This is a genomic window from Clostridioides sp. LIBA-2809, assembly GCF_056688965.1.
In genome coordinates, this window is record NZ_CP197004.1 from 415895 (window position 1) to 437997 (window position 22103).

Below are 22103 nucleotides of genomic sequence, written 5' to 3' on the forward strand. Positions count from 1 at the left end.
ATTGTAGAGGGGAGGGGAATCATGGATAACCATTTTGTATTTCCTATAGTAATACTAACTTTGTTTATATTTAGCAATCTTATAATGAATAAGTACAGGTTTTATAAAGAATTAGACATATTAAAAAGAGGAATATTAACATTTTTTGTATCGTGTTTTGTATGGATTTTATTCATGGAGGGTATTGAGTATATACAATTAAGTTTAGGATATAATTTTTTACTTGAAGGAGTATTAAATATTATACTTTTTTTAAGTTTAATTATTTTAAGTCTTTATATAGGATTTAAATTTATAAGATTGCTAGACAATAACAATAAACAAGAGTACAAGTTACAAAAACTAGATAGTAAAATAAATCATAAGGACAATATAATCGTGAAATTAAGAAGTCAAAAACATGACTATTTAAAACATTTACAAGTAGTATATTCTTTATTAAATACTGGCTTAGCTGAAGATGCCAAAGAATATATAATGAATATATCAAATAGTTTCAAATCAAAAAATTCAAGATATGGGAAAGTATCTTATTTAGATGCTATAGCTTCCTTAAAATATGAGGAATGTCTTGAAAAGAACATATCTTTTGATGTATATATCCAAGATTTTATGGATAATTTAGAAATTGAACCTAACGATATGAGTTCAGTACTATTAAATATAATAGACAATGCAATAGAAACTTTGTCTGCTATACAAAAGGAAAAGAAGTATATAAGATTACATGCATATGAAGATGAATTTCAGTATATTATAGCCATAAAAAATAATGGTCCTAAAATACCTAATGCCGAAAGTATATTTTTGGATGGGTTTAGCACTAAAGAAGGACAAGATAGAGGTTTTGGGTTATATCTAGTTAAAAATATACTAGATAAGTATGACTATAGTATACTTGTAAATAGTGATGATTTTTTAACTGAATTTGTAATCTTAATACCAAAATATTATTAGTTAGGAGGAGAGAAGTCTGTGATAAAAGTTTTGATTTGTGATGATGATAAAATTGTAAGAGATGATATAGCAAATATAGTTAAAGAGTCTGGATATGTAGATTATGTTAAGAAAGTAAAAGATGGTATAGAAGCAATTGAATTTATAAAAAGTGAGAAAATAGACTTATTGATTATTGACATTGATATGCCATATAAAAATGGAATTGATTCTGCCAAAGAAATTCTTTCTATAGATAAAGATATACATATAGTATTTGTAACAGGTTTTGCTGATTATAGCCTTGAGAGTTTTAAAGTACATCCTATAGATTTTATAGTTAAGCCATTTAAAAAAGAAAAAATTCTTGATTCAATTAACATAGCAATAGACCATATTAACTCTCATAAAATTGCTAAAAATAATTTTATAGAAGACACTCTTTTTGTATATAAAATAAGGAAACAGATACATATGATTAATTTTGATGATATAGTCATGTTTGAGAAAAATTCAAGAGCTATCAATTTATATACTAGAGATGAAGATACGATAAAATTTTATGAGAACTTTGATGATTTAAAAAAACGCCTACCTCCTAATTTCTTTATGACTCATAAACAATACATAGTAAATTTAAGGCTTATACATAAGGTTATACCTATAAACAAGTCTTCTCTAGAGATAAAATTTATAAATTTTCAAGAAAGTGCTATCTTAAATAAATCACTAGAAAAAGATTTTCTATATAGGTTTTATAGGGTTAAAAGGTTCTAGTGAAGAGAAAAAAACTTTCATTCCTATAGAATATGTATTATGAAGATATCATATAAATTCGTTATAATTATAAATTAATTTATATAAAATATAATATAAAAACATATTGGACTTTCAAGGAAAGATAGAAAGTCCAATATATTTTAGAGATAACATTTATATTTATAAGTTGCTTAAGATACTAGGGTCTTTAATCTTATTATCTTCAGCAAGTAATAAGATTTTAGACATAATCTCAGCAGTCTTAGGGTCTTCATCAGCGAAAGGAAGGAATATCTTACCTCTACTTTGAGAATGTACAGGAAGTATATTTAAAGCTCCCATTCCTTTTTTATGTACAACACCAGAACCCATATGTACAGAATACTCACCTAAATTACCTGCTATAAGAGCGTGAGAACCTTCAAAATTTACACTCTTAATCTTTAACAATAATAGTAATTCTTTAGCAATTGCTATACGCATCTCTACAGTAGAGTGGCTTGTTTCAGGGTCAACACCACCAGCATGAGCGACACTTACAACGAGGTCTATATCACGCATAACTTCTGAAAATAAAATTGGAGGTATTGAAGACAATTCTAAGCTTTTATAAGTTTTTCTATCAAAGAATTCTACTGTTTCAATAGTAGGAGGCTCAATGTCTGCTGGCGAAAACCAATCAGCAAGTGCAAACATTTTTGCTACTATATTTTCTTTATAAAATACTTTTTGTAAACCTTCTTCATAATCAACAGTCCAAAGCTGATTTCTAAGAAGTGCTACAGTTTTCTTTGGCTGGATTTGGTGCCCAGCATATCTGCGAGATATAGTTTTTTCAGATAATTCATCACTATTTATTCTATAATACTCACGGAATACTTGCTTAAATGGCTGAACAATTTGCTTATTAAATAAGTCATGTTGGAATTCACTCCATTTACCAGACTCAAAAAGATGAACCGGATGTGCAAGTTTTAATTTATTTTTTGCTGTTAATTTATAAGTTTCGTCCTCTATATTGCAAATAAAAAACTTAGATTTATCATTATAAACATATCCAATATTATCATCACACACCCACACTAGATTCTTAATCAAAGGGCAGATAACTGGATTTTTATAAATATTGGAGATTTCTTTAACTGTAAATATTATTTCATTTTTCATAGCTTGCTCTAAACTCTGTTTTGCACGAGAATACTGACTCTTTAAATCTTTTTGAACAGATTTAAGTTCAAGTACATATGGATGTTTGGCAATGGATTTTGGTATACTTTTTAAAGATTTATTACCTTTTTGAACTTTAGTAGATGCTTTACCATTTTCATCAACATCTATCCAAATTGAAGTTCCATCAATATCTTTTGGCTTAAATAAATGAGCAACTTCATTTAGTTTTTCAGTTTCAAGAGCCCACATCATACGATTGACATCTCCAAATCCAGCACTTCTAGCTAGATTTTCTAGTGCTATTGTACAAGCCTTTGATTCACTTTCACGACGTTGTGCTCCAAATTGTTTACTTTCTTTAGCAAATTTTTGAATAAATTCATAACGGAAAGTTGCTTCTTTAAGGTCTCCTTTTTTCATAGGAAGTAAAGAAAAACTTCTCAATTTGTCTTGATTCCTATTTGTTTCAATTTCTTTCATTAACATCTCCTTATCAAGTTTACCAAGTGTAGCATCAGCATAAAGTTGTGCACGTCTATGAGAGTTACCACCACTAGTTATATACTTAGCTGATTTGTAAAGTATATTGAATCTCTCTTCACCAATAGTCTTATATGAATCTAAAAACCAATCTACATCAAATGCGCCATCAATGAAACTACGTGGTGAAATAGGAGAGAATAGAGCAACTTCTGATTCTTTTTGTGCAGAGAATCCTTCATTTATATGTGCATGGAAGTACCAAATTGTACTCTTTAGACCCTTCCAGTTTAAATACTTTTCAATTATATTAACCCATTGAGGAGCGTACATAGCAGCTTCTATCAGTCTTAATTCAGTAATGTCAGTGCCTTTAAGCAATTTTTTTAATTCTTTTGAGTCATCTTCTTTAGTAGGATAACAATTTTTAAGAAGAGAACTTAAAACGTCTTTTTTTGAATAATTGCTACCATATGAATATCCTCTCTGGAAAGTTTCTTTACCAAGAGCAACTAACAGATTGACAAAATAATTTATACCTTCAAAATATTGTATGTTATTAGCTAGATGAGAAACTTCTGTTGGCATATCACCTCTACGTGATTCAATTTCTATAACTCTATTTGTAACAGTTTTTAAATTGTTTTTAAGCCAAGGATACTTTTCTAATGTGTCTCCAGCCCATCTAGGATTTGTTAGTGTTCTTATTATATTTGATGAATTGTATCCACTTATAATTTCTCTATTAACTTGTTCTTCAGTCATTAATCCTAATTCATGAGCACGAGCAAATACACCTATGCTAGTATAAAAAGGAAATTTATATTCTAATAACTGATAATTTGAAAATGTAGTATAGAAAAACTTAGTAAAAGAAATATCATCATAAATAAATGAATGTGCTTTATCAAGCCAATAATTTAAAATAGGGGCATCTAAAGCAGGGCAGTATTCATTTTGTCTATAATAATTTTTAGTAAATTCAACTCTTTGTTTTTTACATTGTTCTGTAGTTAATAAATTTCTTAGTTTATAATATATTTCTAAACAATAGTCAAATATCTCTTTATGGTCAAACTCATTTAGTAAAACTCTTAGAAGTCTTCTTGTAAGTGCATCGAATTTTAATTTCTGAAGTCTTGTAGATATTTTCTTTTGTTTTTTATAGTCAAGAACATTTGAATAGATAGACGAAAACCAACTTTTTTCTATTTCATTATATCCGCATGTACTTATATTATAAAATAAAATATCAAGTATTAATTTGTAGTCTAAATCGAGTTTTTTACTAATTTCCCTCCAAAGTCCTGCCAATGGATAATTATCAAGAGTATCATTAGAAGTCTTATATTTAATAGGAGTCAGATTATAAGTAGAGTAACCTAAAAGCACTTTTTCCACATTTCCTGACCATCTTTCAACTTCATATTCATAATCTGCATTTTCAGTAATAAGTTCATCAAATTTTTCATAAACTTGTATTATTTTATTTATGTCCGTATCAAGAATTTTTTTAGCTTCTTTTTTTGTTGATATAGAAACAGATTCTTCACTTGAAGATAAACTTATATTTGAAATAATTTTATTAAGTTTTGATGTAGTAGAAGAATCATCTTTAAAACCAAATTGCTCAGGAATTTGAACCTTGTTTTTAGGGCTGTATATTCCAAAACCATTTTCTTTACAATAATCATTTTTTGCTTTCCCTAATAAATTATCAATTAATATTTGAACTTGAGATGTATTTTTTTTAGATTTATCAATATCTTCTATCAGTAAAATAAGCTTATCATATAATTCTTGTCTACCAGAATTGTCTTTTAATAAGTTTACAATTTCAAGACCTCCCAGGCATTTTTGTGAGTTTGAAGATTTTATAAGTGAGGAAGTAATATTCTCTAATTTTGAATCATCTTGTTCAAGTAAAATTTTTATTATTGTTTGTCTAATAGAGCTTGTCTTTAAAGAAAGTAGATTGGTTATTTTGTCTAGTTCTATGTCTGTTAGTTCAAGTTTTCTAAGTAGGCTAAGTACAGTTTCTCTATTGGAAACACTCTTATCACTTAAACATTCTAGTAAGAACTCACGTTGTCTATTCGTTTTTGGTTCATTTATAAAATTAACTATAAGTGAAGCTCTTAAGTCTGAGCTCATAAGGTGACAATTTTCCATAAGAACCTCTATAAACTGTTCATTCATATCGTACGCTGTTAGTGTCATCATACACTTAAGTATATCGTGAGAAGAAATTTCAATCCAAGTCCATGGAAATACACTTCCTAAAAAGGATTTAGTCTTTGAATTTAAAATTTCTAAAGTATGTTTTAAATTTTCAAATTGTTCTTTTCTAGCATTAAAGTCTTTATCAATTGGAGTGTTTGATAGGTCAAAGTCAGTTTCTTTATTTTGCCAATTATAGTAGTAGCCAACAGAGCTTTCTACATAGAAATTTCTAATTACCCATGCTAGAATCTCTAAATCATCTCCCTTGATATTTTTAGATGCTATCGAGTGTTTGAAATATGTACTTTCTGTATGTGATAGGAAGTAAAGACCTACAAGTTTTTTATATTTTTCCTGACAAGAAAGTAAATCTTCAATAAGAGAGTAAGAGTCATATATATTGTAAGTTGCAGTAGCCCATAAAGCAAAATAAATTTCGAGATTATCATCACTATTAACTGATTCTGTACGGAATTTTTCATCAGTCAATGATTTATATGAAAGTTCTAAGCACTTACGTATTATTCCAGGTTTTTGGTCTGAAAAACCAAGTCCTGTCCACGTATCCAAAGCTCTTATAACAGAACTAAATCTCTCTAAATTATTGTCCAAGATAGTTTTTAACATGTATATTGATGCAGAAATTGTACCTTCATCTAAACTCTCTACAATTTGTTGTCTAAGACCTTCTTGTTGCTTAGCTGCCAAAAGAAGTTTAGAAAGCATTTCATAGCATTTCTCACTATGGCTTTTCATAATACCAATTATCATTTGTCTTGTAAGTAGGGCAGTTTGATTTTCTCCAAATATTACTTCTTCCAAGGCACTGATTATTTCTTGATTTCCGTTATCTATTTCTAGTGCTATTTTATCACTCATTACAGAGTCATAGTATAAGACCTTATTTGGAAGGGTAAGATAATCTATAACTGAGAAATCATAATAAATTAAATCGACATAGTTTGAAATAAATCTGATTATACTTCTAAAATAATCTACAAGTTTATTTGAACGATAACCCTTGCGATAATAGCCTCCTGAATATGTATAATCCATCTTTCTTTTAATTAACTGACAAAGTTCTTCTACTTGCTCAGAAGTAAATATTAATTCCAATGCATTCTTTAAAGGTCCAGAAAGGAGTTCATCAATATTTTTAATCTCATAGTAATAGCAATTGTAGTATTTATTTATCATATTTAAGAATTTATCTTCAGGTTCTCTATAATAGTATGAGCTGTTTTCCATACAATCCCAAAGAGATTTTGCTAAGTCATAGTACTTTTTTGAAGAAGATTTAGTGAAATTATTTTTAAAATTTTCAATTATTTTAGGATTTTTTTCTACTCTAGTACGTTCCAACATTTATGTACCTCCAAATTATTTATTTTAAAACATTCTTCCAGCAAGTAAGGTAAGTCTTATAAAGGTAAATATATCTCCATCTTTTAGATTTATAGGGGAATCAAGTTCTTCAATAACATCTTCATTTATAAGCACTTTGTAGATTCCATCTTCAAATGATTGTAATGCAACTTCTATTGCTTTTTCTACAGATTGTTTATTTTCATTATAAATAGAACCAAATCCAACCTTTCCAATATCAGCTTGAGATTCAATTTCTTCATTAGTTAAGAAGTTTATTATTGATTTTTCTGGGATTTTCTCATTATATTCAAGAACATTTTTAGATACAATTTCAGAGATAGCCTCTTTTAGGCAATTGATGTTGTCAGATAAATCAAAAGGGGTAAGTTCTAGCATAGGTTTGCGTTTGCCAACGGCTTTAACTCTAAAATAAATTTGCATAAAATCACCTCGCAAAACATTAATTATATATTTAAAAATTTATCTATTTGTTATATTATATCATTTTGTGAATTATTAATGTGAATTATGAGATTATTTTACAAAAAATAGAAAAAAAGCTATCTTAAAGTCTAAAAAAGCAATAAAAGATAACTTTTAACTATGAGTATATAAAATTATAACTATACATTTATTAAATTTTAATTTTAGAATTACTTTTGATAGCTATCTTTTTTTATTTACGAATTTTGGTCCTAAATATTTTTTGATTTCTTCTTCAGGAGAAAAGTCATCAATAAGTATTTCTTTCCCAGTATCTTCAAATACTACAAGAACTTCACAGTCACCTTGTAAGAAAAATTTTTTAACAGTATCTTCTTTAACTTCTCTAACCTTTATTACATTCTTTTTTTCTTTCTCGAAGTCTTTTGTGTAATAACTTCCCATCATATTGATTATTTTTGTATATCTATTCATAAAATGCCTCCTCATGCGATTAAATTTTAAAAATATGTTATAATAATTGTTTGTATTAACTTAATAATTATAACAAGGAGTATTAATAATGACTAGTATAAAAAATAAAGATATTTTAAATTGTATAGATTATTCCATTAAAAACAAGCTCTTTGATGAACTAAATGATGTATATAAATCCTTACCAACAGGAAATTGCTCTGGATGTGGAAATTGTTGTATGGAATCAGTAGGTATAAATTTAATTGAGTTTTTGAATATATTTTGTTATCTTGAAGATAGAGTGGATTTAAAAGAAAGCTGTACAAGCAAGATATTAGATTACTACTTTGAAGAGTATACGAGAAAGAATCCATGTCCATTTAAAGATAATAAAAACAAATGCTTAATATATGAAGTTAGACCATTAAACTGTAGATTTTTTGGACATTGGAAAAGAGAAGACTATAATAAAAATTTAGCTAATGTTACTAAGAAAAATAACGAATATAAAGTATTGATGAAGAAACAGTATGGGTTTGAAATAAATGATAAAGTAGTAAATTATAGAATAGATTATTGTGACAGCTTTATACCAAATAAAGCTTATTTAAATAAATCTGAGAGATTAAGTTTTTCTGACAAACTTATGATATTAGATTCAAAAATTTATTCTAATGGGCTTATAGATATAGATTTTAGAGATAGAGGTATAGTTGAATATTTTATGGAGTCATTACTTTATAGAGACTTATCGTATAATGTAAAAATAAGGATATCTAAAGAGTCCAAAATAAGAAGAAGAACTATTGATAGAATAAAAAGGATTATTCTTGTAGATTCTCATACTAGTAAGTAATAAATTAATTGTAGCATAAATATTGTCAAAATGAGGTGAAGAAGGTGAATCTTACAAAAGTAAAAGGAAATACCTTTTTTATAAAAGGTGGCACAAACACAGGAATATATGTATTTGAAGATAACACAGCACTTATGATAGACCCAGGATTATGTGGCTCAAGGCCTAGGAGAGTAAATAAAGTTTTAGATGAAAATAAAATACATGTTAAATATATTATAAATACTCATGGTCATGATGACCATTATGGAGCATGTAATCAATTTAAAGAGTATTATAAAGATGTGTGCATAATGTCATCTAAATACGATAAATTATATATAGAAAATCCAGAACTATTTTCAAAGTATATTGTCGGGGGAAAGAGCAATATATTTATGGATAATATTTTAAAAAGTAAAATGCTGGATGATATAAAAATAGATAAATATATAGAAGCTGGTAAGCTTGAATTAAACAATGAAATGTTTGAAATAATTGAGTTCCAAGGTCACACACCTGGCAGTATAGCCGTTTTGACAAAAGATAAGGTGATTTTTGTTGGAGATTTATTAATAGGAGATGAAATTCTATCAAAATATGATTTCTTGTTTCTATATGATATACAAGAACAAATAAATTCATTAGAGAAATTAAAGGATATAGATTTTGAGTACTTAGTTTTAGGGCATGGTAAGCAAGTAATATCAAAAGAAGATTCCTATAAATTAATCGAAAAACATTTAAATGCACTACAAAAATATCTATGTCAAATAAGAAAGTTACTTGAAGAGCCAAAATCTTTAGAAATTTTATTAAAAAACATTATAAATAACAATAATTTAAGCAATAATTATAAAGAGTATCATTTTTTTAAATCTTCGTTAGTATCTGTTATAAGTTACTTAGTGGATTTAGAAGAAATAGGATATATATTGGAGAATGGGGAATTGCTTTACTATACAAAAACAAAATAAATTATGATAAAATAAAGAAGGTCATAAAAAACAAATAAAGGGTGAGCAATATGGAATACGAAAAATGGAATGAGATACTAGCACCTTATGAACATGCAGTAGAAGAATTGAAAATAAAATTTAAAAATATAAGAAAAGAATATTTAGCAAAAGGTGAATATTCTCCCATAGAGTTTGTCACAGGTAGAACAAAAAAAATATCTTCCATAATATCTAAATTAAAAAGGATAAATGCAAAAGATATAGAAACTGAAATTGATGATATTGCTGGTATAAGAATAATGTGCCAGTTTGTTGAAGATATATATGCTATAGTTGATTTGATAAAAGTAAGAAATGATATGACTATAATAGGAGAAAAAGATTATATTACAAATTACAAAGATAGTGGTTATAGAAGCTTTCATGTTATAATAAAATACCCTATAAACTCAATTGCGGGTTCAAAGGAAATCATATGTGAAATACAAATAAGAACTCTTGCAATGAATTTCTGGGCTACAATAGAACATTCATTAAAATATAAATATGACCATTACATACCTGAGACTCTTGCCGAAAGACTTAGAAGGGCATCTGATGCTGCGTTTCTTTTAGACCAAGAAATGAGCGAAATAAGAGAGGATATAATGAAAGCTCAGGCTATGTATCAAATGAAGTCTATAGCTATTAGAGACACTCTAAATAGAATACAAGAGTTATACGACTTGGGTGATACACATAAAGCTATGCAGTATCAAAGAAAACTGGATAGAACTGAAACTGATAAAAATATAACCGAAATTTTGGAATTAAAACAAGAAATAGATATATTATTAGAGCAATATAAAAATACCAAGGTAGATGATAAAGTAGTTCAATAAAAAGCTACTTATATAAAATTTGCTAAATATTAATGGGGCTGCCTCTTAATGGAAAATAATTTCTAAAAAGAGACAGCCTATTTAGTGTAATCAAGAAAGGAATGATATTATGAGTTTATATGCTATAGGAGATTTACATTTTTCAACATCAGTCAATAAGCCAATGAATATCTTTGGAAGTAATTGGGATGGTCATGAAAAGAAGATTATAGATAATTGGAAAGAGGTTGTAAAGGAAGAAGATTTAGTTTTAGTATTAGGAGATACATCTTGGGGAATTAATTTATCAGAAGCTAAAAAAGACTTAGATATAATAAGCGAACTTCCAGGACAGAAAATACTTATAAAGGGAAACCATGATTATTGGTGGACAACCGTTACAAGTTTAAATAAATTATATGAAAATATGAGTTTCATTCAGACAAATTTTTATGAATATAAAGACTATGCAATTTGTGGAGGTAGGGGTTGGATATGCCCTAATGATGTTAAATTTGATGAGACTGATGAGAAAGTTTATAAAAGGGAAGAAAATAGACTGAGATTATCATTAGAGTCTGCTCGTAAAAGAGGTCACTCAAAAATAATTGTGATTACTCATTATCCTCCTACAAATGATAAACTAGAAGAATCTCTATTTACAAAGTTATTTGAAGAATATAACGTAGAGAAAGTGATTTATGGTCATTTACATGGTAAAGAATCTTTTAAAATGGGATTAAAGGGAGTTCGAAATGGAGTAGAATATATATTAGCATCCTGCGACTATACAGAATTTAATTTAATAAAAGTTAACGATTAAAAAACATAAATTGGTAAATACTATAAGATACATGATTAAAAATAAATATTTGAGGGATTTCGGTTTTGAGAAAGGAGACACGACTTATGAGGTGGATATTAGTTTTTATATTTTTATATCTTATTCCTTTAGTAGTGATATTCAGAAATTACAAGAATTTTAAGAGGTCTTGTATCTACAGTAGTATTTATGTGGTATTAGCTACAACAATAATGATAAGTAATATTTATATGAGTGGACTTAATAAGATAAAAGAATCTATGTATTATCACAATTATATTTCTGATGAGACATATGATGAAAAGTATGTATCAAACTTTAATGAAAAAGAAAGTACTGATTTAAAACAGAACAAGGAAAAGAATGAAGAGGCATCAAATAATAAAGACTTAAATAGTAAGCAAGATGAAAATGTACAAAATAAAGAAAGTAATAAAGAAGAAAATAAGGATGTAGAAGAAGATAGTGATTCAGAGAATAATGTTTCAGTAAATGATAAATCAGAAGAACAAGAAAGCGCAACAAAAGAAAATAGTAATCAAACAAGTAAAGAAAAAAATAGTGAAGATATAAAAAAAATAGATATAGAAAGTATAGGAATTTTTAAGAAAGAAATTTATAATATAGAAAGAGTAGCTTTAGTTCCAATGAGAGAATGTATACCTTATACTAAGGATATAGCAAAAAATATAACTAAATTGTCTAGTATAAAAAAAGACGTTACAAATGCTAGAGATAAGTGTAAAGAAGTTGTAAAAGAGTATAAAAATATGCAGATTCCAGAACTTTCTAAGGAAGAGTATACAGAAACATTGAGCAATGCTAGAGATGATGTAAAGAAAGCATATGAACTTAGACAAAAATCTATGGAAAGTGCTTTAAAGTTAATAAATACTAAAAGCCCTAAATATATAGGGAAGATAACTGAGTACCTTGATTTGTCAGATAAGCAGATAGAAAGTTTTAAAAATAGATTAAATGATTTAAAAGAAGAAATAGATGGAGCAGAAATAAATAATATTAATTAATAAGAATTAAGGATATAAGTTAAAAGGGAGATTAAGATGAATAAGCAGAGTATTGGAAAACTAAACATGTTTTTTATGGGGATTACTCAAAGAAACCTTGATAATAGGGATTTTTTTATTGAGTTAGAAGTGATTTTTAAATCTGGAAGAAAAGAATTTAAAGGAATGGCAATAGAAGAAGATAATAAGTATAAATTTAATTTTAAAGGAAAATCAGATTTATATACATTTAATGAATTGCTTAAGAATATTTCTAAAGAAGCAGAAAACTATGATAGCTTAGTATTTAAATATATTGAGAGAGGAACTATTGTTGTAATTGAAGGCGATAATAAGAAGGTAAATGTAAAGTATCTAGACAATATAGAAGAAGTACCTAAAGTAGATGAGTTTACAGCATCTCAAATAAAAAACAGAGATTATTATGTAAAAGTAGGACAGGCAAATGCACTTCTAAAAGAAATTGGAGTACTTACAAAAGATGGTAAGATAAAAAATGATAAAATAAGAAAATACAATCAGATAGACCATTTTGTGGAATTGATAGATAGTATTCTAAAGGAAATACAGGATAAAGACTGTATAACAATCCTTGATTGTGCCTGTGGTAAATCTTATCTAAGTTTTGTTTTAAACTTTTATATAAAAGAAGTGTTAAAGAAAAACTGTTATTTTATAGGGATAGATTATTCAGATGTAGTTATAGAAGCATCAAGAAATATGGCTAAAAACTTAGGATATAAAAATATGTCGTTTATAAAAGAGGACCTAACTAATTATACACCAAATAGAGATGTTGACCTTGTGATAAGTTTACATGCTTGTGATACAGCAACAGATATGGCAATAGGTCTAGGGATTAGAGCAAAATCTGAAGCTATAGTAGTAGTACCATGTTGCCATAAGGAGTTATTAGGGCAATATAAATATGAAGCTATGGAACCAATATTAAAACATGGAGTATTTAAAGCTAGATTTGCAGATTTAATAACTGATGGCCTAAGAACCTTGTTATTAGAAGGCAATGGATATGATACTTCTGTAGTAGAATACATATCTCCACTTGACACACCAAAAAATTTAATGATAAGAGCAATAAAAACTAAAACAAATAATGACAAAGCATTAAAAGAATATAGAGAACTGAAAGCACAATTTGGAGTTGAACCAACCTTAGAAAAACTTATATATTAGTTAAAAATGTAAAATTTACAAAAAGCTTGCTTAAATATGCAAGCTTTTTGGTATTATATAGGTATAGTCATATCTAGAGTTTTGATTTATAATTAAAGCTGTGCTATAATATGTGATTAATCAAATCAATAAACGTTACATGGAGGTAAAAATGAACAAATTGAATATATGTATTGATATAGATGGAACAATAACAAGCCCATATCATTTTCTTCCATACCTAAATGATATTTTTAATAAAAACATAACTGAAGCAGAGTGTATAACACATAATTGGGAAGAATTATATGGTTCAGGAATAAGAGATGTATATGCAGAATTTAATAATAAGTATATACATTCCTATGATGAAGCAAAGATTGTGGAGGGTGCTACTGAGGTAATTGGCACATTATCTAAAGGACATAATTTATCTTTTGTAACAGCTAGGCATGAGTGTTTAACTGATGTAACTAAAAACTGGCTATCGAGACAAGGATTTTCAGATATAGATGTTTACTTATTAGGAAGTGATTATAAAGTTGAAAAGGCAAGAGAACTGAGCTGTGATATATTTATAGAAGATAATCCTTTAAATTCAGTACAATTAGCTGATGATGGTGTTAAAGTAATACTTCTAGATACTAACTATAATAAAGCTGTTAGACATCAAAATATAATTAGAGTTAATAATTGGATAGATATTGAAAAGATTATAAAACAAAGTATTTAAAAGATTTGTAAATCGAAAGGGGGAGCATATGATAGATTTAAAACTTGAAAATAGAAAAGGAAAGATTCATGTAAAGAGCAGTGAAGTAAAAGATATTTTAGAATTACGTCCAGACTTTGAATATGTGCAAGATATATCAAATACTATAAATCAAGAAAACATATTGGTGTTTGATTGTCAGTTGACAGGAAATTCTTTTGATATGGATGATTTAGATATAGAAGAAATATTGGAAGAATTGGGTGAAGAAATAGATGAGTCTTATTTCAATGTTTTATTTGAAGATGTAAGAGCTTATTTAAAAGATGCTACGGATGAGATAGAAGCAGACTTGCAAGAAAATTACTTATTTGATAATTTGAGATGTTATTTTGATATATACAACATAAATCAAGAATTTACCGATTTTAAGTTTGTATTTTTAGTTTCTTTTAAAGATATAAAAATTTCTTCATTAGCAAACCTAGCTAAGATTGTTTCTAAAAGACAGCTTATAGGTGCATCTAAATTTTATAGTTAAAATAGAATCTTATTGTATTAAAAAAACTAGTGGCCTTGTAAAAGTATTAGGCTACTAGTTTTTTATTTGTACATTTTCACAAAATTTCAGAAAACTATTTACATTCTTATAAAAGTAATGTATATTAAACGTAATGTTCGATATATTGGATAAAAGTTGAATTATTAAATCTATTAAATGGTTAAAATAATTTATTTTTATCTGAGTATATTAGGGGGAAAATTTATGCAAAATTTAAATGAAATAATTTCTGAGAATTTAAAAAAAATAAGGAAAGAAAAACATCTTAGTTTAGATAAGATTGCTCAACTTAGTGGAGTGAGCAAGAGTATGTTGTCTCAAATAGAAAAATGTGAGGTAAATCCTACTATATCTACTTTAAAGAAAATAACTAATGGACTAAAAATCTCATTTACATCATTGATGGAGAGACAGGAAAGTGATATAGAATTGGTTCAAAAAAGTGATGTAGACCATTTTATTGAAGATAATGGAAAATATATAAGCTATCCAATATTTCCTTTTGATTCCAAAAGAAGATTTGAGATATTTATGATTGAAATAGAAGAGGGTGGAAGTTTAGATTCAAATGCTGAACTTCCAGGGACACAAGAGTTTATAACTGTTTTTAGTGGTGAGATAACTATTAAAATAAATGGAGAAGATTATGTTGTGTGTAGTGGAAATTCTATAAGGTTTAAAGCAGATGTATCACATATATATAGAAATTCAGGTAAGGGGATAGCTAAAATGAGTATGGTAGTATATTATGTGTAAACACCATTATAAATAGAATCAAAATAGTATATTACAAGAGGGTATCTTACTGTATAAATAATATAGTGAAGTAATGTATTTAGAGTGATAAAAAGTAAAGGTATATAATGAAAATATATTTAAATAAGGAGCGTGATTCATATATGAATAATAAAAAAGCTGTTTTCTTCTTTTGTAATGATTTAAATAAAGACCCAGTAGCTAGCAATGTTTTTAATTGTTTTAGGGAAATAATGGATTTAAAACAAACTAATATTATTGTTGATGATAACTTTGTATTGGAATTTACAGATAAAAATAACAATTTATTTCAGTTTGTAAAGACAAAAGATGTAATAAGCCATGACTATAAATATTATCTGCCAATTTTAAATAAGCATTTTAAAAATTTTGATTTCGCAGGAGTTGTAAATTGGCATGAAGGAGAAAATGCTCCAGAGCATATTTTAACAGCTCATACAATTGGAGATGTACCAACAGGAGAGTTTGGAAACTCAAATCCAAAATATTTTAAAAATCTAATTAATGCAATTGAAGATATAAAAAATGAAAACTCACTTGATGAATTTACTACATTAACAGAGGCAACTCATTGGTCTGGAACAACATATGGAGAAGTGTCTAAATTAATTACAGAATATTCTGTACCTATGTTAGACATTGAGATAGGAAGTAGTAGTGACAGTTTTAATAATAAGATAGCAATACAAGTATTAGCAAAAGCACTGGTTAGAGTATTTGATAATGATGAACCTTTAAAAACTCTATTGTGTGTTGGAGGAGTACATTTTGAAAAATCTTTTGCAGATGTTATAAAAAATAAAGAATACAACATATCAATTGGACATGTACTTCCAAATCAGTGGATTGTAAGTGGAATGTATGATGATGAATCTGGATTTGAGAAATTAGAGAAGTGTGTAAATAGTATTGAAGGTGGAATTGATGGGATAGTTTTTCATGATAAATTAAAAGGTACTTATAAAGAGCAATGCCGTAAACTAGGTGAAAAACTTAATATACCTGTATTTAAACATAAAATATTAAAAAATCCAAAAGATTTGCCTATATGGTAGTTATACAATCAATATAATAAGAAGTCAGATTAATTTTTAAGTGAGGTCAAAAATGATATTATCTTATTTTGCATTATTAATTAGAGTAGTTCTATTAGCTTTTGAGAGAGTAGTTGTAAGGTTATTAGGTGATGAAGAAGGTGATATTTATAAAAATATAGCTTCATCATTTCTATTTTTCTTTATTGGGGGAGTATGTTTATTGCCATTTAGTATAATGGATAGAGTTAGTGATTGGTCATTTTTAATACCATGTTATATAAGTAGCTTAGTTTATTCAATTGGCTCAGTAGCATATGTGACATCTTTAGCAACTGGTGAAGTTTCACTTGTGACTCCAATAAACAGTCTAAATTCATTGTTTCTATTACTTTTATCAGTTATATTTTTAGGTGAAGGTTTAAGTTTAGCAAAAGTTGCAGGAATCATAGTTATGATTGGTGGAGTGTTCATATTAAAAAAAGTAAGCTCTTTTTTAAAAAATGTATCTGTAATTTTTAACAACTTGCCATGTAGATTAATGTTTTTGTACATATTTTTACAATCAGTAGGGAGAGTGTTGGATAAGGCTTTTTTTGTGCAAGTATCTCCTATACTATATTCGACTATACTTTATTTCTTTGTGGGATTAAATCTATTTGTATTCTTAGCATTTAAAAAGAAGCAAAAAGTAATTTATGAGATTTTTAGGAATAAAAAGGGTCTTTCAATTGTAAGTGGTGCTATTAATGGATATTCTTATTTAGCATTATTAATCGCTTTAAATAATCTAGAACTTAGTATAGCTGAACCATTTTCTCAGGTGTCTATGATAATAACTTTGATACTTGCTCATTTTATATTCAAAGAAAATATAAAAGAAAAGATACCAGGTTCAATTTTAATACTAATTGGCGGATGGCTACTGTTGCTTTAATCATTATATTAAGTAATATAAAAAGAAGTAATCAAGAAGTATGATAATTAAAAGCAGTTTGATAAATAGCCAATACATAGTTAATAAATAGGGAATACAAACATATTTATTTAGATAAATTCGTTTATATTCCCTATTTTGATTATATTGATTTTTATATCTTATAATATGAATCTTACAATCATTAGTTCTTATGTCTAACTCTTAGTGGGATATCAAGTTCTTTTGCTAATTGCTTAGATTCTTCTATTTCTTCTGGAGATATTTCATCTACTACGGAAAAAGCTACATCTTTTATATGTTTTTTGCAATCTCTAGCAAAATCTAACATATAATCAAATGATTTTTCTCCAAACTTTGGTTGTGTAACCCTGTTATAAGCTTCTTTATTTGGAGCATTAAGACTTATTGATACTGCATCTATAACATCTTTTAATAGAATAGCTGTTTTTTTATTGTGTATTAAATCACTTAGACCATTTGTATTTATTCTTGTCTTTATGTTGCTTTTTTCTTTTATAAACTTAGCAACTTCTATTAATTCATTTATTCTCATTAATGGTTCGCCATATCCACAAAATACAATTTCATCGTAATCGTCTAAATTGTATTTGTTGAAAGCTTCTTTTACCTCGTCTATACTTGGTTCATGTTCCAACCATAGACTACCACTATTTGCTACTTCATCTTTTTCATTTCTTATGCAAAAAACACAACTACATGGACATGTATTAGTTATATTTACATAGATACTATTTTCAATTGTATATAAGATATTCATAATTTTCCCTCCATAAATTTAAATTCTTAATTAAAATAACGTCTTTTAAAATCAAGTTTATCGAGTGCTATACCTAAAATTATAAAGACAATAAAACTTCCTATTGGCTGTAATAAACCAAGTAAGCTCATTACAAATGCACTTGTAAAACTTCCAATGATTACTCCTTCAGCAAACATGTATAAGACTAACCCCACTATACCTGCTACAATAGAAGCAACTATATTTCTTTTATTTATTATCTTGTCGTTTTTAGAAGTGAAAAATAATACAAGTATTGGCTTTATGATTATAGTTGGTATTACCCAAATAGCAGCACCTGTAGATAAATCAGCTAGACCAGCACCTATTGCAGAGGCTGCTATAGCATAGTTTGTTGGTAAAATAGTTGCAGCTAGATAAATAAAAGCATCTCCTATATGAACATATCCATTATTTCCACCGACTGGGATATGTAGTATATACGCTATTGTCAAACATATTATGGATGCAAATAACGCAGAAGTAACAATATAGGTCGTTTTTTTAGAAGTAACTTTATTCATTTTTTCCAATATACTCCCTCCCTAGAAATCCAGAACTAACATAATTGTAATGTTTTCTTATACATATATTAATATTAATCATACAATTTTCATAGTTTGTTTGGCGTTTTTTTTGCAAAACACAGATTGTACCCATTCAAATGTATATAAATAGAAAAATATAATAGAGTAATAGTCAAAATAGGATAAGTATAAACATAATATGGAATGTATTAGAGGTAATGAAATGATATAAAAAATAATATAAGAGAGTCCATTGAGTAGACTCTCTTATATTTGGGAAATTAAAGGCTATTTTGTTAGATAATAGCTAATTAATAAAAAAATATATTTATAAAATACTAATTTACTCTATTAGTAGCAGTTCCTGTTTCTATAACTTCTACAGCACTACTTAAACTAGAATAAACTATATTTTCTATCGCTGTACTAGTGAAGAAGCCAAGGTGATGAGTGAATATAACTTGTTCCATAGAAAGAAGTTTGTTTATTTCTGGGTCAGTTAATTCACCTGGATTCATCTTTTTATTTAAGAATAATCCTTCTGTTTCAAATGTATCAAGGGCAGCAGCTCTGATTTTTCCTGATTCTAGTGCTTCTATTAAGTCCCCTGTCTTAATTAAACCACCACGTCCAGTATTTACTATATAAGCTCCATCCTTCATTATAGCTAGAGTATCTTTGTTTATCATATGTTTTGTTCCTTCAAGTAAAGGAGTATGTAATGTTATAAGGTCAGCTTCTTTTAAAAGGTCTTCTAAAGTATCTTTGTAAGTTAATATATCATTTAAATCATTATTTGGATATTGGTCAAATGCAATTACGTTAGCCCCTAAGCCTTTGAATAATCTTGCAGAAGTAGCACCTATTTTTCCAGTACCTATAACACCTACTGTAATAGATCTAACTTCTGTTCCAAGAAGTTCAGCTATCCAACGATAGTCACCTTCACAGACTTTTTTCTTTACTAAAGGAGTTTTTCTTAAAAGGTTCATAGCTTGAGTAACAGCTAATTCAGCTATTGCATTAGGTGAATAAGAAGGAACATTAGTAACAATAAGCCCATTTTCATTAACTAAACCAAAATGTATCATATCCATTCCTGCAGTTCTTGAAGCTATAACTTTAACTCCAGCATCTTTTAAAGTCTCATAAATATAAGGGTTATCTATATAGTTAGTTTGTTGTATAGATATACCATCATATCCTTTAGCTTTAACCACGTTTTCTTCAGTCATGTTTTCAGGATAAATATCCACTTGAACATCCTTATGCTCTTCAGACCATTGTTTTATTACTGGTTCTTCATAATCGCGTGCTCCAAATACTAGTATTTTCATATCAATACCCTCCTGTAATTATTAAATTATATGGTAATCTTTCATTTAGAAATAATATGTAACATATAAGGCTATGTTTTTTATACAAAATTTTTAAGGTTAAAAATTTAGTTTTGAAATTGTTTTCCCTGTCATATTTCGATATTTAGTTATTTTTTATTTAATGTAATAATTGCTTTAAAAATTTATCAAAGAAATTGTTATTTTTTAGATTAAATATTATTAAAAATTTATCTAAGTTTGAAATTAGTTAACTAACTTGCTGATTAATTACAATGATAACATGTGTTTTTGAGTTTAGCAATGAAAACTTTTTTTGAAATGTCAAGCTTTTTCACAAAAAAAAATATAAAAAAAACTTTTATATGCATAGAAAGAATAGCAAAATGCAATGGAGAGTTGCATAATGCCACGATTTGGAAAAAATAATTTAATTGCATATTGTTAAAAAACATTCAAATCAAGCGATATTTTGCTTAAATATAAAGTTGGCACGATAAATGCTTAACAATATAGGTGTAAGACAATAAAACAATAAAAAATAATTTTAATAATTTTTAAGTTATTTTAGATAAGATTAGGAACTTTGACATCAAATAGTTAATATCAGAAAAAAGTATTTAAAGTATTTTATGAGTGAGTTAATCGAAATTTTATAATTGATACTATTAAGGAGGAAAACGTTATGCTTTTAGAAGGAGTTAAAGTAGTAGAACTTTCAAGTTTCATCGCAGCACCATGTTGTGCAAAAATGTTAGGTGACTGGGGTGCAGAGGTTATTAAGATTGAACCTATAGAAGGTGATGGAATAAGAGTTATGGGTGGAACATTTAAATCTCCAGCATCAGATGATGAAAACCCTATGTTTGAATTAGAAAATGGAAATAAAAAGGGTGTAAGTATTAATGTAAAATCAAAAGAAGGAGTAGAAATACTACATAAATTATTATCAGAAGCAGATATATTTGTAACTAATGTTAGAGTTCAAGCATTAGAAAAAATGGGAATAGCTTATGACCAAATAAAAGATAAATATCCAGGATTAATATTCTCTCAAATATTAGGATATGGTGAAAAAGGACCTTTAAAAGATAAACCAGGATTTGACTACACTGCATACTTCGCAAGAGGAGGAGTTAGCCAATCTGTTATGGAAAAAGGAACATCTCCAGCAAATACAGCAGCAGGATTTGGTGACCATTATGCAGGTCTAGCATTAGCAGCAGGAAGTTTAGCAGCATTACATAAAAAAGGTCAAACTGGTAAAGGTGAAAGAGTAACAGTAAGTCTTTTCCATACTGCTATATATGGAATGGGAACAATGATAACAACAGCACAATACGGAAATGAAATGCCTTTATCAAGAGAAAATCCAAACAGTCCATTAATGACTACATATAAATGTAAAGATGGAAGATGGATTCAATTAGCTTTAATACAATACAATAAGTGGTTAGGTAAATTCTGTAAGGTTATAAATAGAGAATATATATTAGAAGATGATAGATACAATAACATAGATTCAATGGTTAATCATGTTGAAGGTTTAGTTAAGATAGTTGGAGAAGCTATGTTAGAAAAAACATTAGACGAGTGGTCAGCTTTATTAGAAGAAGCAGACTTACCATTTGAAAAAATCCAAAGCTGTGAAGATTTATTAGACGACGAACAAGCTTGGGCAAATGACTTCTTATTTAAGAAAGAATATGATAGCGGAAATACAGGTGTCTTAGTTAATACTCCAGTTATGTTTAGAAATGAAGGAATTAAAGATTATACACCAGCACCAAAAGTAGGTCAACATACTGTAGAAGTATTAAAATCTTTAGGCTATGATGAAGAAAAAATAAACAGCTTCAAAGATAGTAAAGTTGTAAGATACTAATTAGTAATTCTAGATT

20 protein-coding genes are annotated in these 22103 nt (G+C 27.5%); 14 read left to right on the forward strand and 6 right to left on the reverse strand.

From position 1 onward, the window contains the following. The first annotated feature begins 21 nt into the window (after positions 1-21). Entirely contained in the window at positions 22-957 is a 936-nt protein-coding gene (locus tag ACTG44_RS02295; RefSeq protein WP_021382989.1) for a sensor histidine kinase, read from the forward strand. Positions 958-975: 18 nt separating this feature from the next. Further along, positions 976-1713 (forward strand): LytR/AlgR family response regulator transcription factor, encoded by a 738-nt coding sequence (locus tag ACTG44_RS02300; RefSeq protein WP_021382999.1) that lies wholly within the window; start codon positions 976-978, stop codon positions 1711-1713. 162 nt (positions 1714-1875) lie between these two features. On the opposite strand, the gene ACTG44_RS02305 is transcribed toward ACTG44_RS02300, so the two are convergent. The 3 genes from ACTG44_RS02305 to ACTG44_RS02315 all read right to left on the reverse strand — a co-directional run bounded on the left by ACTG44_RS02305 (position 1876) and on the right by ACTG44_RS02315 (position 7854). Beyond that, positions 1876-6933, reverse strand: a complete 5058-nt coding sequence (locus ACTG44_RS02305; protein WP_479921194.1) for a DUF5724 domain-containing protein — start codon at positions 6931-6933, stop codon at positions 1876-1878. Positions 6934-6957: 24 nt separating this feature from the next. Then, entirely contained in the window at positions 6958-7377 is a 420-nt protein-coding gene (locus tag ACTG44_RS02310; RefSeq protein WP_021382997.1) for a hypothetical protein, read from the reverse strand. Positions 7378-7602: 225 nt separating this feature from the next. Next, a complete protein-coding gene (locus ACTG44_RS02315; RefSeq protein WP_021382967.1) occupies positions 7603-7854 on the reverse strand; it encodes a hypothetical protein in 252 nt (83 codons plus the stop codon). 88 nt (positions 7855-7942) lie between these two features. On the opposite strand from ACTG44_RS02315, the gene ACTG44_RS02320 reads away from it, so the two are divergent. The 11 genes from ACTG44_RS02320 to ACTG44_RS02370 all read left to right on the forward strand — a co-directional run bounded on the left by ACTG44_RS02320 (position 7943) and on the right by ACTG44_RS02370 (position 17536). After that, positions 7943-8692: a YkgJ family cysteine cluster protein gene (locus ACTG44_RS02320; RefSeq protein ID WP_479921195.1), complete on the forward strand. Its 750-nt coding sequence runs from the start codon at positions 7943-7945 to the stop codon at positions 8690-8692. 44 nt (positions 8693-8736) lie between these two features. Further along, positions 8737-9648 (forward strand): MBL fold metallo-hydrolase, encoded by a 912-nt coding sequence (locus tag ACTG44_RS02325; protein WP_479918009.1) that lies wholly within the window; start codon positions 8737-8739, stop codon positions 9646-9648. Positions 9649-9698: 50 nt separating this feature from the next. Then, a complete protein-coding gene (locus tag ACTG44_RS02330; protein ID WP_021382941.1) occupies positions 9699-10511 on the forward strand; it encodes a GTP pyrophosphokinase in 813 nt (270 codons plus the stop codon). Between the two features lie 109 nt (positions 10512-10620). Continuing rightward, positions 10621-11313, forward strand: a complete 693-nt coding sequence (locus tag ACTG44_RS02335) for a metallophosphoesterase (RefSeq protein ID WP_021382970.1) — start codon at positions 10621-10623, stop codon at positions 11311-11313. An 86-nt stretch (positions 11314-11399) separates the two neighbouring features. Further along, on the forward strand, positions 11400-12341 hold the full coding sequence (locus ACTG44_RS02340) for a hypothetical protein (protein ID WP_479921196.1): 942 nt from the start codon (positions 11400-11402) through the stop codon (positions 12339-12341). A 36-nt stretch (positions 12342-12377) separates the two neighbouring features. After that, positions 12378-13535: a class I SAM-dependent methyltransferase gene (locus ACTG44_RS02345; RefSeq protein WP_479921197.1), complete on the forward strand. Its 1158-nt coding sequence runs from the start codon at positions 12378-12380 to the stop codon at positions 13533-13535. A 151-nt stretch (positions 13536-13686) separates the two neighbouring features. Further along, positions 13687-14247, forward strand: coding sequence for a 5' nucleotidase, NT5C type (locus ACTG44_RS02350; protein ID WP_021382987.1), 561 nt, complete (start codon positions 13687-13689; stop codon positions 14245-14247). A 28-nt stretch (positions 14248-14275) separates the two neighbouring features. Beyond that, complete coding sequence (locus tag ACTG44_RS02355; RefSeq protein ID WP_021382913.1) at positions 14276-14767, forward strand: hypothetical protein; 492 nt, start codon at positions 14276-14278, stop codon at positions 14765-14767. Positions 14768-14992: 225 nt separating this feature from the next. Continuing rightward, on the forward strand, positions 14993-15544 hold the full coding sequence (locus ACTG44_RS02360) for a helix-turn-helix domain-containing protein (protein ID WP_021383018.1): 552 nt from the start codon (positions 14993-14995) through the stop codon (positions 15542-15544). Positions 15545-15687: 143 nt separating this feature from the next. Further along, the gene (locus ACTG44_RS02365) at positions 15688-16620 is read left to right on the forward strand and encodes a D-aminoacyl-tRNA deacylase (protein ID WP_479921198.1); all 933 of its coding nucleotides are present in this window, start codon (positions 15688-15690) and stop codon (positions 16618-16620) included. A gap of 52 nt (positions 16621-16672) precedes the next feature. After that, positions 16673-17536 carry a GRP family sugar transporter gene (locus ACTG44_RS02370; RefSeq protein ID WP_479919729.1) on the forward strand — a complete coding sequence of 288 codons (864 nt, stop codon included), beginning with the start codon at positions 16673-16675 and terminating at the stop codon, positions 17534-17536. Positions 17537-17720: 184 nt separating this feature from the next. Here ACTG44_RS02370 and ACTG44_RS02375 read toward each other — a convergent pair whose 3' ends face one another. The 3 genes from ACTG44_RS02375 to ACTG44_RS02385 form a co-directional block, all read right to left on the reverse strand. Continuing rightward, positions 17721-18317 carry a TIGR04100 family radical SAM protein gene (locus ACTG44_RS02375; RefSeq protein ID WP_021382917.1) on the reverse strand — a complete coding sequence of 199 codons (597 nt, stop codon included), beginning with the start codon at positions 18315-18317 and terminating at the stop codon, positions 17721-17723. Positions 18318-18343: 26 nt separating this feature from the next. Then, entirely contained in the window at positions 18344-18871 is a 528-nt protein-coding gene (locus tag ACTG44_RS02380; protein WP_479921199.1) for a TIGR04002 family protein, read from the reverse strand. Between the two features lie 332 nt (positions 18872-19203). Beyond that, complete coding sequence (locus tag ACTG44_RS02385; RefSeq protein ID WP_021382911.1) at positions 19204-20202, reverse strand: D-2-hydroxyacid dehydrogenase; 999 nt, start codon at positions 20200-20202, stop codon at positions 19204-19206. A gap of 685 nt (positions 20203-20887) precedes the next feature. On the opposite strand from ACTG44_RS02385, the gene hadA reads away from it, so the two are divergent. Continuing rightward, positions 20888-22087, forward strand: coding sequence for an isocaprenoyl-CoA:2-hydroxyisocaproate CoA-transferase HadA (gene hadA, locus ACTG44_RS02390; protein WP_021382914.1), 1200 nt, complete (start codon positions 20888-20890; stop codon positions 22085-22087). Positions 22088-22103 lie beyond the last annotated feature (16 nt).

Excerpts from the sequence above, each read along its gene's own strand:
- ACTG44_RS02295 (WP_021382989.1), top strand. The coding sequence starts at position 22 with ATGGATAACCATTTTGTATTTCCTATAGTAATACTAACTTTGTTTATA.
- ACTG44_RS02305 (WP_479921194.1), bottom strand. The coding sequence starts at position 6,933 with ATGTTGGAACGTACTAGAGTAGAAAAAAATCCTAAAATAATTGAAAAT.
- ACTG44_RS02310 (WP_021382997.1), bottom strand. The coding sequence starts at position 7,377 with ATGCAAATTTATTTTAGAGTTAAAGCCGTTGGCAAACGCAAACCTATG.
- ACTG44_RS02315 (WP_021382967.1), bottom strand. The coding sequence starts at position 7,854 with ATGAATAGATATACAAAAATAATCAATATGATGGGAAGTTATTACACA.
- ACTG44_RS02320 (WP_479921195.1), top strand. The coding sequence starts at position 7,943 with ATGACTAGTATAAAAAATAAAGATATTTTAAATTGTATAGATTATTCC.
- ACTG44_RS02330 (WP_021382941.1), top strand. The coding sequence starts at position 9,699 with ATGGAATACGAAAAATGGAATGAGATACTAGCACCTTATGAACATGCA.
- ACTG44_RS02335 (WP_021382970.1), top strand. The coding sequence starts at position 10,621 with ATGAGTTTATATGCTATAGGAGATTTACATTTTTCAACATCAGTCAAT.
- ACTG44_RS02340 (WP_479921196.1), top strand. The coding sequence starts at position 11,400 with ATGAGGTGGATATTAGTTTTTATATTTTTATATCTTATTCCTTTAGTA.
- ACTG44_RS02345 (WP_479921197.1), top strand. The coding sequence starts at position 12,378 with ATGAATAAGCAGAGTATTGGAAAACTAAACATGTTTTTTATGGGGATT.
- ACTG44_RS02350 (WP_021382987.1), top strand. The coding sequence starts at position 13,687 with ATGAACAAATTGAATATATGTATTGATATAGATGGAACAATAACAAGC.
- ACTG44_RS02355 (WP_021382913.1), top strand. The coding sequence starts at position 14,276 with ATGATAGATTTAAAACTTGAAAATAGAAAAGGAAAGATTCATGTAAAG.
- ACTG44_RS02360 (WP_021383018.1), top strand. The coding sequence starts at position 14,993 with ATGCAAAATTTAAATGAAATAATTTCTGAGAATTTAAAAAAAATAAGG.
- ACTG44_RS02365 (WP_479921198.1), top strand. The coding sequence starts at position 15,688 with ATGAATAATAAAAAAGCTGTTTTCTTCTTTTGTAATGATTTAAATAAA.
- ACTG44_RS02370 (WP_479919729.1), top strand. The coding sequence starts at position 16,673 with ATGATATTATCTTATTTTGCATTATTAATTAGAGTAGTTCTATTAGCT.
- ACTG44_RS02375 (WP_021382917.1), bottom strand. The coding sequence starts at position 18,317 with ATGAATATCTTATATACAATTGAAAATAGTATCTATGTAAATATAACT.
- ACTG44_RS02385 (WP_021382911.1), bottom strand. The coding sequence starts at position 20,202 with ATGAAAATACTAGTATTTGGAGCACGCGATTATGAAGAACCAGTAATA.
- hadA (WP_021382914.1), top strand. The coding sequence starts at position 20,888 with ATGCTTTTAGAAGGAGTTAAAGTAGTAGAACTTTCAAGTTTCATCGCA.